Consider the following 16,317-nt stretch of genomic DNA (forward strand, 5'->3'; position numbering starts at 1 on the left):
TTTCAGGAATTAAGGTTCCTGAATGAATTTACATGGCACCAACTTGTTTGGAGAGATACCCAAGTGGCTATAAGGGGACCCTCTGCTAAGGGGTTAGACTGCGTAAGCGGTGCGAGGGTTCGAATCCCTCTCTCTCCGCCATTTCAAATTCATAATATTGTTAGTGTGGCGGCGTAGCTCAGCTGGCTAGAGCGTACGGTTCATACCCGTGAGGTCGGGGGTTCGATCCCCTCTGCCGCTACCATACAACCCGGAGGCTTAGCTCAGCTGGGAGAGCATCTGCCTTACAAGCAGAGGGTCGGGGGTTCGATCCCCTCAGCCTCCACCATTTTCACAATTCAACACCGTTTCAACATTTTTACACCGTGCCGGTGTAGCTCAACTGGTAGAGCAACTGACTTGTAATCAGTAGGTTGGGGGTTCAAGTCCTCTCGCCGGCACCATTATTTCTACAAATGCGGAACCGTGGTGTAGTTGGCCTAACATGCCTGCCTGTCACGCAGGAGATCGCGGGTTCGAATCCCGTCGGTTCCGCCATTTTTTATGTTTTATGGCTTTTTTTATGGCTCGGTAGCTCAGTCGGTAGAGCAAAGGACTGAAAATCCTTGTGTCGGGGGTTCGATTCCCTCCCGCGCCACCATATATGGAGGCTTAGCGAAGTGGCCAAACGCATCAGACTGTAAATCTGCTCACGTACGTGTTCGGTGGTTCGAATCCATCAGCCTCCACCAGTTTTATGAGCCATTAGCTCAGTTGGTAGAGCACCTGACTTTTAATCAGGGTGTCGAAGGTTCGAGTCCTTCATGGCTCATCCCAATCAGAAAGTCATCACCTTCGGGTGGTGGCTTTTTTGTGTTATCGTCATACCGCATGAAAATGAAATTGCTGACAGCGAGTTTAAAATTTCTGTCTCCGTTTAATTATAAGTTTATAACACTGAGCAGAAATGAGGGGATTCCCGTTATATATGATGCAATTATTGTTGGAGGCGGTTTTGCCGGCCTGCAGGCAGCGATTCAATTGGGACGTTACTCTACGCACCATGTGCTTCTGATAGACGCGGGAGGGGGAAGATCTAACATTTGCCGCAATTATCATAATATATTGGGCTGGCCAGAGGGAATATCCGGTGAAGAGCTTAGGGCAAGGGGGAGGCGACAGGCTGAAGTTGCCGGTGTGGAGTTTGCTGCGGATAGGATTACTAAGGCAGAGAAGCAAAATGGTTTGTTTCAGCTGAACGGTTCCGAGAATCAGTGCTATAGTTCCAAGACATTGCTGCTTGCAACAGGTGTAATGGACCGCTTTCCTGAGCTGCCGGGGCTCGCAGCTACACTAGGGAAAACGGTATATGTATGCCCGGATTGTGATGGCTACGAAATTCAGGACCGGCAGACCCTATTGCTGGGCTCAGGAGACGCAGGGGCAGATATGGCTTTTGTTTTGCGCGAGCGTACGGGTGATCTGACTTATATCAATCATGAATGCCAGCCGGTATCGGCAGAAAACCGCCAACGTCTTGATGAGCAAGGGATCTTATACGTAGAGGAAGCAGTTGCTCGAATTGATGAAGAGAATGATGGAATCATTAAAGCGGTAATCCTAGAGAGCGGAGATACTTTGCTTGCAGAGCGAGGGTTCATCGCCTTTGGGAACAATGCGGTACATTCGGAACTTGCGGCAGAGCTTGGGGTGAAGCTTCATAAGAACAAGCATATCGAAGCTGATAAGCGTTCATTAATGACCAATGTAGAGCATTTATGGGTGGCTGGTGATGTTGCTGTTCATGCAGAGCAAGCTACAGTTGCAATGGGGGAGGGAGCGTTAGCCGGTATTTGGATGCATAAAGAGTTAAAGAAGATATCGGTAAGCTTGCCGCTGTCTAAGCAAAAACATAGCGAAATAGTAAAACAAAATAAATGATTCCTCAAATTGTCGATTGTGTCTTAGTAATCGGAGGGACCAGGCCGCATAATGTTGTGAATTATGATAAAATAGGCGAAAAGAGCAAAAGTGGTGGAGTATGGTGACGATGGATAGTGAGGCATTGCGTCAAAAATTGGAGCAGCTCACCGGAAAAAGAACCGGAATCAAACAACTCGGGAGGCAGCATTCAGCTTCTCTTTTTGGCATAGGCAAAGAAGAGTTGGATCAGCCGGTCACTCATGAAGGGCATCTCTGGGTACCATTGTATGAGAACGAGGGAAGAATAACTGCGATTTGGGTAGAGATGGATGGCCTTTCGGCTCTGGAATTGCAATTGGTCAATTATGCGGCACGGAATTTTGCTGTCGCGCTCAAGGCCACAGGGTTAAAGGAAGAAGGAGAAGTAGAGGCCCGGCAGCTGAGCAACTGGCTGAATTCGCAGCTCGAGCAAGAGAAGAATGATGCAGAGATTCCTGACGAAATCACTCTGAAGGGACGTTTGTTCGGCGAGATGATTCCTTTTCTGCTGGTGAGTGAGAATGTCCACAATCCGCAGATCTCTTACCGTTCGCTTATGAAGCTGCTGCGTAGTTATTTTGAGAACGAAATATTGCTGATCCCCCTGCAGGAGAAGGAATGGTTAATTTTAGCCCGCAAGGAATTACTGACCGGCGGGGATGATAAGGACGATGAGGAAGAGAGTGCAGATGAGCTGCTGTCACAGACTTGTATGGGGCTGCATGAGCTGATTGCCAGTGAGTGGGTAGGTGTATTCCATCTGGCGGTTGCACCGGCGATCATCCCGGTAAAAGGTTTGACAGGCTCGGTTGCGCTGCTGCGGGAAACGATTGTTTTGGGACGGATTTTTCAGGTTGGCGACTATATTCATCTCCCGTGGGAGCTGCACATGGAGCGGCTGGTGAACAGTATCCCTGATGAGCGGCGCAGGCAGCTGCTAGGACAGATCGGTGACTATACTTCAGTGCTGGCGGATAAGGAAATGCTGCTGACGCTGGAAACCTTCTTCGAGATGGACTGCAATGTCAGTGAGACCGCGAAAAAATTATACATCCACCGCAACACGCTCCTATACCGGTTGGACAAGATCAAACAGGAGACCGGAGCCGATGTACGGAGCTTTGGCGACGCAGCAATTGTAAAGTTAACCATGTTATTGTATAAAGTGACGAAAAGAAAATAGGATTTTTGTGAACGTTGCAAATAGCCAGCGAGGCACGTCTGGGGTAAGATAAATGTACAAGAAAGCGATTTATTTATAATCAACTAATAACTCGAGGGGGAAATACAATGGCAGGCGTACGTTTAGAGCATATTTTCAAAAAATACCCGGGTTCCGATAAAGCAACAGTAATCGACATCAATCTTGATATTAAAGATAAGGAATTCCTCGTACTGGTTGGACCTTCCGGTTGTGGTAAATCCACTACCCTGCGTATGATTGCTGGTCTGGAAGAAATCTCCGAAGGTAAAATGTACATTGGCGACCGTGTAGTCAATGACGTTGCACCTAAAGACCGCGATATCGCGATGGTATTCCAATCCTACGCCCTGTACCCGCATATGAGCGTGTACCAAAACATGGCTTTCGGTTTGAAACTGCGTAAAGTGAAGAAAGAAGAAATCGACAAGAAAGTTCGCGAAGCTGCGAAAATTCTCGATATCGAGCACTTGCTTGAGCGTAAACCTAAAGCACTGTCCGGTGGTCAACGCCAACGTGTCGCTCTAGGCCGCGCTATCGTCCGTGATCCGCAAGTCTTCTTGATGGATGAGCCACTTTCCAACTTGGATGCTAAACTTCGTGGTCAAATGCGTGCTGAAATCACAAAACTGGTTAAACGCCTTGAAACCACTTGTATCTACGTAACGCATGACCAGACAGAAGCTATGACGATGGGTGACCGTATCGTAGTTATGTATGATGGTATCATTCAACAGGCAGCTTCTCCTGAAGAACTGTACAATGAGCCTACCAACCTGTTCGTAGCCGGATTTATTGGTTCCCCAACTATGAACTTTATCAATGGTACTCTGTCCGATGTTGGCGGCGCTGTCCGCTTCCGCGCTGAGAACCTTGATGTTGAAGTTCCAGGAGGCAAAGCTACAATCCTGCGCAGCAAAGGCTACATCGGCAAAGAAGTGATCATGGGCGTTCGTCCAGAAGATATCCATGAAGAACCAGTATTCCTGGAAGCTTCCCCGAACACAATCTTCACTTCGCTGGTAGATGTTACGGAAAACCTTGGTCATGAAATGCTCCTTTACTTGAGCGGTCTGGGCAGCAACACTGTAATTGCCCGTGTAGATGGACGTTCCACTACCCGTGAAGGCAGCAAGCCTAAATTGGCAATTGACATGAACAAAATCCACATCTTTGATAAAGAATCCGAACTTAACGTATTGTTGGGCTAAGATAGAAATATCTTTCCCTTTAAAGAAAGCCGCCTGAAAGGGCGGCTTTTTTGTCTTCTTGGAGCCTTCCGCTAATGACCTCCTAAGCTATAGGAATAGATGGGCAGAATATAAGCAGGTTTTGGGTTCAACTCCTTATATACCAATGGATCTAAGGGCAAGGTAGCAGGTATTAAGATTGCATTAAAGGGGATTATCAATTAAGATAGCAGGAGAATTACCTACGGATGGAATGGAAAGAGTTGTTAACCAAATGTAGGAAAGCGGACATAACCGTTAGGTGACGAAAGGACGGACATACATGGCTAAGAAGGTAAAAGTATCGGAATTGGTACAGCATTTTCAATTAGAGGTTGTTTCCGGGCATGAAGGTCTGAAGAGACCGATTACAGTGGATGACTTGAATCGGCCCGGGCTGGAAATAGCAGGTTATTTCGAATATTATCCGGAAGAACGAGTACAGCTGCTGGGCAAGACAGAGCTGGCCTTCTTTTCTATGCTTTCGGAGGAAGAGCGCAAGAGCCGGATCCGCGGGATCTGCAAGGATAATACACCCTGTATTGTCATTACAAGAGCGTTGGATGTACCGCAGGAGCTGATTGACATCAGCAACGAAAAGGGGCTTCCAGTGTTGCGCAGCTCGATGGCTACAACGATTTTTTCCAGTAGACTGACCAGCTTCCTTGAAGGCAGACTTGCTCCTACAGCAACCATTCATGGCGTTCTCTGCGATGTATACGGTGTAGGCATGCTGATTACAGGCAGCAGCGGCATTGGTAAAAGCGAAACGGCACTTGAGCTCGTTAAACGCGGACATCGCTTGATCGCGGACGATGCCGTGGAAATCCGCCAGACCTCCGATAACCAGCTGCATGGTACGGCACCGGAGCTGATCCGCCATTTGCTCGAAATCCGCGGTGTCGGAATTATAAATGTAATGACACTCTTTGGTGCAGGCGCAATCCGCAATCATAAGCGTATTACGCTGGTGGTTCGGCTGGAAGCCTGGCAGCAGGACAAGCAATATGACCGGCTTGGTCTGGACGAAGAAACAACACGGATTATCGATACGGATGTTCCTCTCGTAACGATTCCGGTACGGCCAGGACGAAATCTTGCAGTTATTATTGAGGTTGCGGCCATGAACTACCGCTTGAAGCAAATGGGCTTTAACGCGGCTCTGCAGTTTACCAATAAACTTACAGCTACCATATCTGAAGACATGGATGATCTGGACTAGGAGTGTGAGAGAATGTTTTTTTCATTAGCGATTAATCCCATTGTATTCTCCATCGGTTCACTACCCGTTCACTGGTATGGTTTGATCCTGGGGTTCGGCGCACTTGCCGGATTATTCCTCGCGATTCAGGAAGGCAAACGGTTTAATATTTCCCAGGAATTCTTTATGGATATGCTGCTGCTTGGAGTGCCGTCAGCAATCATTGGCGCACGGATATATTTTGTAGCTTTTAAATGGGAGGACTATAAGGATAACTTTATAGATGTCTTCAAAATATGGAACGGCGGAATTGCCATCTATGGAGCCTTAATCGGGGCCATTATTTGCGCCATTATCTATTTCCGCTATAAAGGGTACCCATTCTGGCGTGTTGTGGATATTTGCGCGCCTGGACTGCTGGCCGGACAAATGATTGGCCGATGGGGCAACTTTATCAATCAGGAGGCTTATGGTGGGGTTGTAGAGGAGTCGTTCCTGCGCGATAAGCTGCATTTGCCTGACTTTATCGTCAATCAAATGTACATAGAAAATGCGTTCCATCATCCAACCTTCCTGTACGAATCTCTGTGGAGCCTGCTGGGTATTCTACTCCTTATGGTGCTTCGCCGCCAGAGGTTTGTCCGTGCGGGTGAAATCTTCTTATCCTACTTTATCTGGTATTCAATCGGCCGTTTCTTCATTGAAGCCTTGCGTACTGACAGCTTGGGCTTTACCGGCAGCAGCGGTGTAGCTTCATTCGTCAACGGCCTGTGGAGCCCGATGAAATGGATGGGCTTTGAACAAGGGTACTTTGATCCTGCCTATGGAAATATCCGTATCTCGCAGCTGCTCGCTTTGCTGATTATCGTGGCTGCCGTAGTACTTATTATTGTGCGCCGGGTAACCGGCCAATCTAAGGCTCATTATTCCGATCCTATTGTCAGCACCAAGCCGGTCGCGGCAGATTCTGTGGTCCCGGAGAATGCAGTCAACACACCGCAAAAAGCCCCGCAGGCGGCACCGCCTGACAAGGTCAAGTCTGAGGATGCGGAACCGAAGGAGTAGTAACCCGATGATAGAATGCGTTCTTTTTGATCTGGACGGAACGATTGTGAATACCAATGAACTGATTATTGGCTCTTTCATGCATGCGCTGAAGGAGAATAATCTTCCGTCTCTGACCCGGGAGCAGATTATCCCCCATATGGGAACAACACTTCATCAGCAGCTGAGCGCGTTCTCCGGCCTTGAGGATACAAGCGTATTGGAGAAGTCCTACCGTTCTTACAACTACGCGCATCACGATGAGCTGATTGGTTCTTTTCCGCGTGTGAATGAAACGATGGAGGAGCTGTCGCGGCGTGGGATTAGAATGGGGATTGTAACGACGAAGATTCGTCCAACTACGCTCAAGGCACTGGAGATGTTCGATCTGCTGAAGTATATGGAAACTATAGTAACGGTTACTGATGTGACAGAGCCTAAACCGCATCCAGAGCCGGTGCTGACAGCTATCCGCAACTTAGATGTTGACCCGCAGCATACCTTGATGGTAGGCGACAGCATTGTAGATATCCAATCGGCCAAAGCGGCCGGTGTGCCTGTAGCAGCTGTAGCCTGGTCACTTAAAGGGGAAGAGACGCTGCGTAAATATGAGCCGGATTATATTATCCACGACATGACGGATTTATATGAGATAGTCCGGCAAGGGACGAAGGAATCGTGAGAAACCTAACCCGCTATCCGGTGGAGGGGCATAATTCACTCTGGTACATTTACCGAACGGTCAGCCCATGGAAGGGCGTCCGTAATTTTATTTTTATCCAAATTGCCCGGTATTGCCCCATCCTTCCGCTCAAGAACTGGATTTATCGCCGGATCCTTGGCATGAAGGTAGGTAAACATACGGCATTTGGACTGATGGCAATGGTGGATGTATTTTTTCCGGAGAAAATTACGGTCGGCGAAAACTCCATCATCGGCTATAACACCACCATTTTGGCACATGAGTACCTGATTAAAGAGTATCGGCTCGGTGAAGTCATTATTGGTGAAAATGTTCTGATTGGTGCCAATACAACCATTCTTCCCGGTGTAACGATCGGAGATGGCGCGGTTGTGGCGGCGGGTTCGGTTGTGCATAAGCATGTGGCGGCTGGCTCGTTTGTCGGAGGCAATCCGCTGCGGGAGCTGCGCCCGGAGGACTCGTCAGAACGGTTAGACCGTACAGAGGACTATAGTTAGAAACAAACCGCTTACGTATTTTACTTGTCCAGGATGCATTTTGATGTCTTTTGGGTATAGTTACGTAAGGCGGTTTTTTTCGTTATAGAGGAGCAGCGACAGATAAGTTACAGGCATCGTATCTCTTTGCATAGTCAATCTGAAGGAGATGAGAGATTTAAAGTGAATTCCATCAAAAAGGAAAGGCTGCCCCAGTTGGATATTTTCCGGGCTTTGGCCATACTCGGTGTACTGCATGTACATGCCACATCGTTTGCAGCAGGAGAGCAGGCACTTCAATCGCCTTATTATGTTTGGATCAACGGGGTCAATATTTTTTTTAGATTTGGGACCCCCTGTTTTATTTTTCTTAGCAGTTTTGTTCTGTTCTATAATTACTACGGCCGTCCGGTTACCCGCGGGCTGATGCTTAACTTTTACCGCCGGAGACTAACGTATATCCTTTTGCCTTATCTGCTGGCCTCCATCGGATATCATCTATTGGTTCTCTACATAAACGGCCAATTACTTGATGATCCGTTAACGAATCTATCCTCTTTTATGTACGCCCTCATTACAGGCTCTGCCTATACTCATTTGTACTTCGTATTTATCAGCATTCAGTTCTATTTGGTCTTTCCGCTAATCCTGCAACTGATGCAGAAATCAAAAACAATGGTCACCTGGGCTATACCGACCGGTCTCATCATTCAGTGGGCTTTTGTATTCCTGAATAAATATCAGCTGCAACTTGTGGATAAGGCCAGCTATGCTCCAACGTATATGGCTTACTACATGATGGGGGCTTATCTTGCGATTCATTTTGACAAAATCAAGCCTTGGCTGGAACGCCCCTTCAAAGCGTGGTCCAACAAACAAACCGGAGAGACCCTTGTGCTATGGGGCAGTTGGCTCGCTGCGGCCTTCATTCAGATTCATCTATGGTATCAAGGCCGGCATTTTGGCCATTGGGTCAACTCGCTGTGGTACGAGCTGTTCTGGAATGTTCACTCTATGTTATCGGCGCTTGTACTGCTCCATGCCACCTTCCTGATATACCGCACAGCTTCCCGCGGGGTTAATGCCTTTATGACGAGGCTAGGAGAAATCTCCTTTGCTGTGTATCTGCTCCATCCGCTCATTCTGGTGCTGTATCGCCGGTTCCGGTATAACATTCCATTGGATTCCTTGGCCTATGTATTATTCGTACATGGAGGGCTTATAGTGGCTCTGGGGGTAAGCTGGGTGGTCGTTCAGATCTCGTTCCGCCGAATCCGGTGGTCCTGGATCGCATTCGGAAGTGTTCCCCGCTCGCTTGCACCTCAACCTAAGCGGGAGCCGGAAGCAGTGCTCACTTTGGATAATAGCCACGGAAAGGCTTAGCGAGTGTTTAAACAGCAAAAAGCCATCCGCATGAAGAATGCCAATGGCTTGATGTTCCCGGTTATCGGGCACTAGGATCGAACAGTTACGGGTGTATGCCTTACTTCCCAAAGGTGATATCAACTTCAAGCAGCTTGTCTTTCTCCTGCCCCAAAGTGACTGAACCTCCGAACAAGGCTGGAATGGACTCCAGTGGAGCGGCCATGATCCCGATCTTGTTCTCAACGGGGGCAGCCAGCTTGACCGTTTGTCCATCGAGCAGGGCTTCGTCCGAACCTACAGTCAGTTCCGCAACGCTGTCTCCCTTGGCGAGAGTAATCAATTTCTTATCGATATCATAATCGAAGGCAATCCCCAGCATCTGCGCATAGAGCTTGAGAGGAGCCATAATGACATTCCCAGTCGTTGGCGGAAGGAAACCGAAGCTTTGCGGCTCACCGTTCAGAGAGAGATCTATGGAATAGACTGTACCCTCCTCTGTATTAACGATTACATTCTCAGCCTGCCGCTTCAGCAGTTGGATCCCCTGTTCCAGGTTATCTGCTGTGACCAGATGGGTTCCTTTAGAGATTCCATCCACGATTAAGGAATTAACTACGCCGGAGTGATGGGACAGATCCTTGTAAAGATCAAGGTTATAGGTGATGTCGCTATCTGTCTGGAATTCATAAATACTAGCATTGGAATAGGAATTAAGCTTATCGAACATATAACGTTTCATTTCCAGCTGGTTGCCGTAGCGTTCCGGGTTGGTCTTATACCAGACCTGCTGCCGCAGAATCGAATATGGCGGATAGTAGAAATAAAACTTCGTTTCCGGATGGGCTTTGACTATGCTGATCACATTCTCATCAAAGGTTTGCTTAACAGAATCCAGCGGATCCTCATTATTTCCATACGCGACCTCCTTGTTCCGTGCTGACTGCCAGTTCTTAATGACTAAGTCGCGTCCATAGGTAACTGACTTGTCCCAGTTGTACAGTAGTTCAAGCGATGACAGCTGCAGGTTGGCTCGTCCTTCTGACTTACTCAAGGCTGTAAGCGCCGACTTAATATTAGTTTCATTGAAGACATATTTGTAATCGTTAAGCGGATTGCTATCGTACAGATATGCGGGGAATTCTTCATTCCCGGTTGCATTGTTAGTGCGGAAGGCGAAATAATCGATTCCCCATAATACTTGTTTGACCTGGCCTGTTTTGAAGGCTACTTTTGCAGTCTGATACTGCTCTCCGATGGTCGAGCCTTCAATAGACAACTTAAGAACGTCGCCCTTCAACTTCTCGCCTACATCAGAGGGGAGGAAATTCTCCGTCATGGAGCTGCCGAGAACGATGGTATCATATTTGTAGTTACGGGCTAGACCTGGGTTCTGGTATCGTTCCTGCCAGGATAGTTTAGGAGTATAGAAGCTGGCCTTGCGGTAGAACTGCAAGGGATCGACAATATAACTAAAGGTACCAATCAGAACAGCGAACGCGATAACCATAGTTATAAATTGAAATATAAATTTTTTGTATTTCGTTTTTTTATGCCTCAATTCAATAAATCTCCTTTATCAGTTGAAATGGCCGGGATCAGAAGCTGAAATAGAGAAACTCGCTGATTTTGTTGAAATAGACGACAGCAATACAGAACAAAGCGGCGGCAAAAATGGCGGTTTTCCAGCCCGGCTTGAATCCTTCCAGCATCTGCATGGAGTTGCGGCATAGCACAGCCACAATCATGAAGACAGCCAGTCCCAATACAATCGTCTTGTCCAATGAAGCGATGCCGATTCCGTTAAGGCCGACCATTCCTTTCAACACCTTGATGGCATTGTCCCAACTGGTTGCCCGGAAGAAAACCCAGGTAAGATTAATAAATTGGAAAGTGATAAACCAAGCTACCCATTTCGGCAGTTTGATGTTGGCTTTTTGCCAAATCCGGTGGATAAACTGGGCAAATCCATGCATGAATCCCCAGAAGACAAAGGTCCAGCCCGCCCCGTGCCAGAGACCGCCGATGAGCATGGTCAGCATGGAGTTGATATGGGTGCGTGTAGTTCCTTTACGGCTGCCGCCCAGAGGGAAATAGATATACTCCCGCAGGAAGCGGCTCAAGGTCATATGCCAGCGGCGCCAGAAATCCTGAATGTTCAAGGATTTGTATGGTGAATTAAAGTTGATGGGCAAAATGATATTAAACAGCAGGGCAACACCAATCGCCATGTCCGAATACCCGCTGAAATCATAATAGAGCTGAAGGGTGTAGGAAAGTGAGGTTGTCCAGGCTTGAATAAAATTCAACTGGGACAACACATCAAATCCATTGCTGGCTACGGGTGCAAATGAATCGGCGATAACCACTTTCTTAAATAGCCCAATGCTCAGCAGAAAAAGGCCTTTGGCCACGTTGCTGTAATCAAAACGTTTGCCCCGTAAACGGTCGAACTGCGGCATCATCTCCTTATGATGGAGAATCGGACCTGCAATCAGATGCGGATAAAAGGTTACAAACAATACATAGCTGATCACATTATATTCTTTTGCCTTACCGCGATAAGCGTCGACCAGGTAAGCGATCTGTGTAAAGGTGAAAAAGCTGATTCCGAGCGGAAGCACGATCTTGAGCAATGGAACATCTGTATCGAACAGAGCGTTGACATTGCCGATAAAGAAATCGGCATATTTATAATAGATAAGCAGCAGCAGATTCATGATGATGGCGAAAGCCAAAGCTAGTTTGCGCTTTCGTTCTGTGGCATTCTGCATATGGGAGATGGTTCTGCCCATAAAATAGTTGAAGGCGATGGAACCCAGCAGCAGCGGAAGGTAGCGCACATCCCACCAGCAGTAGAAGAAAAGGGAACTAAGCGCTAGCCAAAGCTTGCTGGCGTAGATCAAACGAAAGCGATTTAATAGAAAATAAACTATCACAGTAACCGGCATGAAAATAAATATAAATTCGTAAGAGTTAAACAGCACTTCTTCAAACACCTCTTCATAATTTTCGACTTCAAATAGCTGGTCTATGGCCCTAAGTTTCAATATACTAAAAAAACGTCTAGCGGGTAAGTCCTTACACGGCAAATAATAAGAAATAATCCTGAAAATTGACAAAAAACGATGTGCGGCAAATATTCCATATTTTAGTTTTTTTGTCAAGTGACATTGAGGCGAGCCGATATCAGGAAGATCTATTCAAAGATATGAGATTGCCGAATGTATAACATCTTGCCGGTATCATCAGCCAGTACTCCTTTATTCCCCCGACTGTTCACGCTGAAACCCGGCGATGGCCTCATATTGACTTTCCAGACTACGGAAGACGGAAATATAGATGGGCAGCAGCTGCTTGTACACTTTGGCATGCTCCTGGATCGGCTGATGCTGATGGGTGGAGCCGATCATTTCGAATACATGATCAAGGGAGTCGATGCGCCGGATAGCATAAAGACCAAGCACAACTGCGCCAAGGCAGGAACTCTCAAAGCTCTCCGGAACGACAACCTCCTGATCGAAAATATCGGCCATCATCTGCCGCCACAGGGCAGAGCGGGCGAAGCCGCCGGTGGCGAGAATCTTGTTCGGGCGGCCAATGCGCTCCTCCATGGCCAGCAGCACGGTGTACATATTGAAAATGACCCCTTCCAGCACTGAACGGATCATATGCTCCTTGTGGTGATTCATCGTCAGGCCAAAGAAGGAGCCCCTGGCGTCCGGATTCCATAGCGGTGCGCGTTCTCCAGTCAGGTAGGGATGAAAGAGCAATCCGCCGCTGCCGGGAGGCACCTGTTCGGCAATGCGTGTCAGCACTTCATAGGGATCAATGCCGAGGCGTTTGGCAGTCTCCACCTCGGAGGCGGCAAATTCATCACGTACCCAGCGGAACAGCATGCCGCCGTTATTCACCGGACCGCCGATGACCCAGTGTTTCTCGGTCAGGGCATAGCAGAAGATTCGCCCTTTGGGATCGGTAAGCGGACGGTCCACTACGGTGCGGATCGCTCCGCTGGTTCCGATCGTGGCAGCGATAACGCCAGGCTGTATGGCACCTACCCCAAGATTAGAGAGGACCCCGTCGCTGGCGCCGACAATAAATGAAGTAGAGGAGAGCAGGCCCAGTTCTGCTGCCAGCCCCGGGAGCAGCCCCTGCATGATATGGGTGGTAGGGACGGGGCTCGACAGGCGCTCCCTGGTAATGCCGGCAATGCTCAGTGCCTCTTCATCCCAATCCAGCTTCTCCAGGTTGAACATGCCTGTAGAAGAAGCGATGGAATGGTCGATCACATATTCTCCGAACAGTTTGGCGAAGATATATTCTTTAATGGAAATGAATTTATAGGCCTGGCGAAAAAGCTCCGGCTGCTCTTCGCCAAGCCACATCAGCTTGGTGATCGGAGACATCGGATGAATAGGGGTTCCTGTACGCAAATATAATTCATGTCCCCCGAGCTCGTTCTTAAGACGGGCAGCACAAGCAGCGCTGCGGTTATCCGCCCATGTGATGCAGGCGGTAAGGGGCTTGCCCGTATTGTCTATGGCAATGACACTATGCATGGCTGAACTGAAAGAGACAAACAGCACCGCTTCAGCGGGGACAGCACTGTCCCGCATCACCGCCGCAATGGTTTGGGTTACTGCATTCATAATTTGTAACGGATCCTGCTCAGCCACAGATGGGGAGGGCTGGTGCAGCGGGTAACCCTGATTGGACTGTGCTGCGATTCGGCCATTTTCTTCGAAGAGGACTGCCTTAGTGCTGGTGGTTCCAATATCAACGCCGATCATATAGGATGTATTCAACGGTTAGTCCTTCTTTCTATTGGAAAATAGATACTTGGAACACTGGAAGCAGGGAATAAAGTACAATTATATAAGGTTATTATATTATCCGGTATACGCTGAGGCAAAATTCAGGTAAACCTCAGGCTGGTGGTTAAGATATTTTGTCTATGGTGTAAGGTTTTATTGACGCAAAAGGATGGATCATGATACGATGTTGCAAATGCTTTACTTTGCTACCACTGTACCACAGTAAAGTATACGATATGTAAAACGATATATAACTTGCATGATATCTGATGAGGTGACTAATGAAGATGTCCAAACCTAAGGGATTCGAGAAGCCGGCTGGTGTGCGCGACTATCTCCCGCGTGCAGTAACGAAGCTGCGCAAGATTGAGAACGACGTGCTCCACTGCATGAGCCGCTGGGGATACCAGCAGATGATTACACCCACACTTGAATATTACGATACGGTCGGCGTGGCCAGTTCCACATCAGACCAGAAGCTTTATAAATTGCTTAACAACCGTGGTCAGGCCCTGGTGCTACGGTCCGAAATGACAGCACCGGTTGCGCGCGTGGTTTCATCGTTACTGAAGGATGAGCCACTTCCGCTCCGCCTTTCTTATCATGCCAATGTGTTCCGGGCAATCGAAGAGGAAGCCGGCCGGGAAGCGGAGTTTTTCCAGACTGGTGTGGAGCTTGTAGGCGATGATTCGCCTGAGGCGGATGCCGAGGTCGTGGCGCTGGCCATTTCGTCGCTGCAGGCAGCGGGCGTCAAGTCTTTCAAAATCGCGATGGGACATGTCGGATTCCTGGACGGACTCTTCCAAGAGGCGGTCGCCGGACTGCCGGAAGCCCAGGAGGAGCTCAAGAGCCATCTGCTGAACCGCGATTATGTTGCTTTCCGGGAAACCCTCCGGCGGCTGGACCTGACGGAGGCCCAGAAGCGGGAGCTGGACGGGCTGCTGCGGCTGCGCGGCGGCAAAGAAATCTGCGGGCAGGCACTGGAGCTCAGCAGCCATCCGCTGGCCCGGACCTCTATTGAGCATCTGTGCAAGGTATGGGAGGTGCTTGTCTCTTACGGGGTTTCGCAGCATGTGCTGATTGATCTGACGATGATCGGAGATTTCTCTTATTATACAGGGATGACCTTTGAGGGTTATGCCTCCGAGCTTGGGTTCCCGGTATGCAGCGGCGGGCGGTATGATAATCTGCTTCAGCAGTTTGGGCGCCCGATTCCTTCGACCGGGTTCTCACTCAAAACGAACCGGATTCTGGACGGAGTATCCGGCATGCCGGAAGAGGTGGAGCGGCCGGTATTGATCCAGTACGATGCGCTGCGGCGGACCGAAGGGCTGGAAGAAGCCGCGCGGCTGCGCGCACAAGGCCGGATTGTTGTAACCAAGCTGGCAGCGGGGCCGGAAGAGCTGAAGACGGTGAAGCGGCTTGACACAGAGACGGTGGAAGCCGGCGGTGAGCAGTATGGTGAAATCTATACATTTGTGTCTTTTGTCAGCGAGCACGGCTAAGCGGAGAAATTGCGGCTATATAGATTGAACTTCTTCGGATTTCTACCGCTAATTGCGGTTAAGATCAGGAAATCCGAAGACAACAGCGGCCGGAAGTCCAAATTAAGTTCAATTTATATAGTGATCGGTATAGCGAGAGAACAGAAACGAACAAATTGCAGAGGGAAATGGAAACGGAGGCTAATGATGATGGCGCAGATACTGAAGGTAGCTATGCCGAAAGGCCGAATATACAATAAAGCGGCAGAGTTGTTCCGCCAAGCGGGGCTGCCGATTCCGCCGGATGGCGAAGAGTCGCGCAAGCTGGTGATCTCACTGCCTGAGGCGGGCATGGAGTTTATTCTTGCCAAGCCGGTGGATGTGCCTACCTATGTTGAATATGGTGTGGCGGATATAGGCATCGTGGGCAAGGATGTGCTGCTGGAGGAAGAACGCGACGTGTACGAGCTGCTTGATCTGGGCATCGCACGCTGCCGGATGTCCATTATCGGCCTGCCGAACTGGCAGCCAGGGATTCAGCAGCGGGTAGCGACGAAATACCCGAATGTAGCTTCGCGGTATTTCCGTGAGCAGGGCCAGCAGGTGGAGGTCGTTAAGCTGAACGGCTCGATTGAGCTTGCTCCGCTGATTGGCCTTGCCGACCGTATTGTCGATATGGTGGAGACCGGGCAAACCCTTAAGGATAATGGACTGGTGGAAATGAAGAGCATCTTCGAAATCACAAGCCGGCTGGTTGCGAACCGTGTAAGCTACCGGATGAAGAATGAGCAGATTCAGCAGCTATGCGACCGTCTGCAGGCAGTTATTGCAGAACCGGGGCTTCAGTTACAATAAAATG

At 48.9% G+C, this 16,317-nt stretch carries 13 protein-coding genes and 8 tRNA genes; 18 read left to right on the forward strand and 3 right to left on the reverse strand.

What is annotated here, in order from left to right; genetic code table 11:
* Positions 1-49 precede the first annotated feature (49 nt).
* From NST07_RS00670 to NST07_RS00745, 16 genes are all read left to right on the forward strand, one after another.
* A tRNA-Ser gene (locus NST07_RS00670) sits at positions 50-141 on the forward strand.
* Positions 142-167: 26 nt separating this feature from the next.
* Positions 168-244 (forward strand) — tRNA-Met (locus tag NST07_RS00675).
* An 8-nt stretch (positions 245-252) separates the two neighbouring features.
* Positions 253-328 (forward strand) — tRNA-Val (locus NST07_RS00680).
* A gap of 39 nt (positions 329-367) precedes the next feature.
* Positions 368-443: transfer RNA gene (locus NST07_RS00685), tRNA-Thr, on the forward strand.
* 16 nt (positions 444-459) lie between these two features.
* Positions 460-537, forward strand: a tRNA-Asp gene (locus NST07_RS00690).
* Positions 538-564: 27 nt separating this feature from the next.
* Positions 565-640: transfer RNA gene (locus NST07_RS00695), tRNA-Phe, on the forward strand.
* A 5-nt stretch (positions 641-645) separates the two neighbouring features.
* Positions 646-731 (forward strand) — tRNA-Tyr (locus NST07_RS00700).
* 7 nt (positions 732-738) lie between these two features.
* A tRNA-Lys gene (locus NST07_RS00705) sits at positions 739-811 on the forward strand.
* A gap of 65 nt (positions 812-876) precedes the next feature.
* Complete coding sequence (locus tag NST07_RS00710) at positions 877-1,920, forward strand: NAD(P)/FAD-dependent oxidoreductase (protein WP_342480915.1); 1,044 nt, start codon at positions 877-879, stop codon at positions 1,918-1,920.
* A 100-nt stretch (positions 1,921-2,020) separates the two neighbouring features.
* Complete coding sequence (locus NST07_RS00715; protein ID WP_342480916.1) at positions 2,021-3,124, forward strand: helix-turn-helix domain-containing protein; 1,104 nt, start codon at positions 2,021-2,023, stop codon at positions 3,122-3,124.
* A gap of 107 nt (positions 3,125-3,231) precedes the next feature.
* Positions 3,232-4,353 carry a sn-glycerol-3-phosphate ABC transporter ATP-binding protein UgpC gene (gene ugpC, locus NST07_RS00720; RefSeq protein WP_038584594.1) on the forward strand — a complete coding sequence of 374 codons (1,122 nt, stop codon included), beginning with the start codon at positions 3,232-3,234 and terminating at the stop codon, positions 4,351-4,353.
* A gap of 301 nt (positions 4,354-4,654) precedes the next feature.
* The gene (hprK, locus tag NST07_RS00725) at positions 4,655-5,593 is read left to right on the forward strand and encodes an HPr(Ser) kinase/phosphatase (protein ID WP_038584597.1); all 939 of its coding nucleotides are present in this window, start codon (positions 4,655-4,657) and stop codon (positions 5,591-5,593) included.
* A 12-nt stretch (positions 5,594-5,605) separates the two neighbouring features.
* On the forward strand, positions 5,606-6,637 hold the full coding sequence (lgt, locus tag NST07_RS00730; RefSeq protein WP_341089117.1) for a prolipoprotein diacylglyceryl transferase: 1,032 nt from the start codon (positions 5,606-5,608) through the stop codon (positions 6,635-6,637).
* Between the two features lie 7 nt (positions 6,638-6,644).
* Entirely contained in the window at positions 6,645-7,298 is a 654-nt protein-coding gene (gene ppaX, locus NST07_RS00735; RefSeq protein ID WP_341089119.1) for a pyrophosphatase PpaX, read from the forward strand.
* Complete coding sequence (locus tag NST07_RS00740; RefSeq protein ID WP_341089120.1) at positions 7,295-7,816, forward strand: acyltransferase; 522 nt, start codon at positions 7,295-7,297, stop codon at positions 7,814-7,816. The genes ppaX and NST07_RS00740 overlap by 4 nt, the downstream gene beginning before the upstream one ends.
* Before the next feature lie 162 nt (positions 7,817-7,978).
* Positions 7,979-9,178, forward strand: a complete 1,200-nt coding sequence (locus NST07_RS00745) for an acyltransferase (protein WP_341089122.1) — start codon at positions 7,979-7,981, stop codon at positions 9,176-9,178.
* Positions 9,179-9,278: 100 nt separating this feature from the next.
* On the opposite strand, the gene NST07_RS00750 is transcribed toward NST07_RS00745, so the two are convergent.
* The 3 genes from NST07_RS00750 to gntK form a co-directional block, all read right to left on the reverse strand.
* Entirely contained in the window at positions 9,279-10,718 is a 1,440-nt protein-coding gene (locus tag NST07_RS00750) for a copper amine oxidase N-terminal domain-containing protein (protein ID WP_341089123.1), read from the reverse strand.
* 37 nt (positions 10,719-10,755) lie between these two features.
* Positions 10,756-12,144 (reverse strand): MBOAT family protein, encoded by a 1,389-nt coding sequence (locus tag NST07_RS00755; RefSeq protein ID WP_341380306.1) that lies wholly within the window; start codon positions 12,142-12,144, stop codon positions 10,756-10,758.
* Positions 12,145-12,420: 276 nt separating this feature from the next.
* The gene (gene gntK / locus NST07_RS00760; RefSeq protein WP_341377003.1) at positions 12,421-13,965 is read right to left on the reverse strand and encodes a gluconokinase; all 1,545 of its coding nucleotides are present in this window, start codon (positions 13,963-13,965) and stop codon (positions 12,421-12,423) included.
* Positions 13,966-14,261: 296 nt separating this feature from the next.
* Between gntK and NST07_RS00765 the strand changes: the two genes are divergently transcribed.
* Entirely contained in the window at positions 14,262-15,479 is a 1,218-nt protein-coding gene (locus NST07_RS00765) for an ATP phosphoribosyltransferase regulatory subunit (protein WP_341089125.1), read from the forward strand.
* 189 nt (positions 15,480-15,668) lie between these two features.
* Entirely contained in the window at positions 15,669-16,313 is a 645-nt protein-coding gene (gene hisG, locus NST07_RS00770; RefSeq protein WP_341089126.1) for an ATP phosphoribosyltransferase, read from the forward strand.
* Positions 16,314-16,317: the final 4 nt, after the last annotated feature.

Origin of the sequence: Paenibacillus sp. FSL L8-0340 (assembly GCF_038593145.1) — a bacterium.
Classification (GTDB): domain Bacteria; phylum Bacillota; class Bacilli; order Paenibacillales; family Paenibacillaceae; genus Paenibacillus_AQ.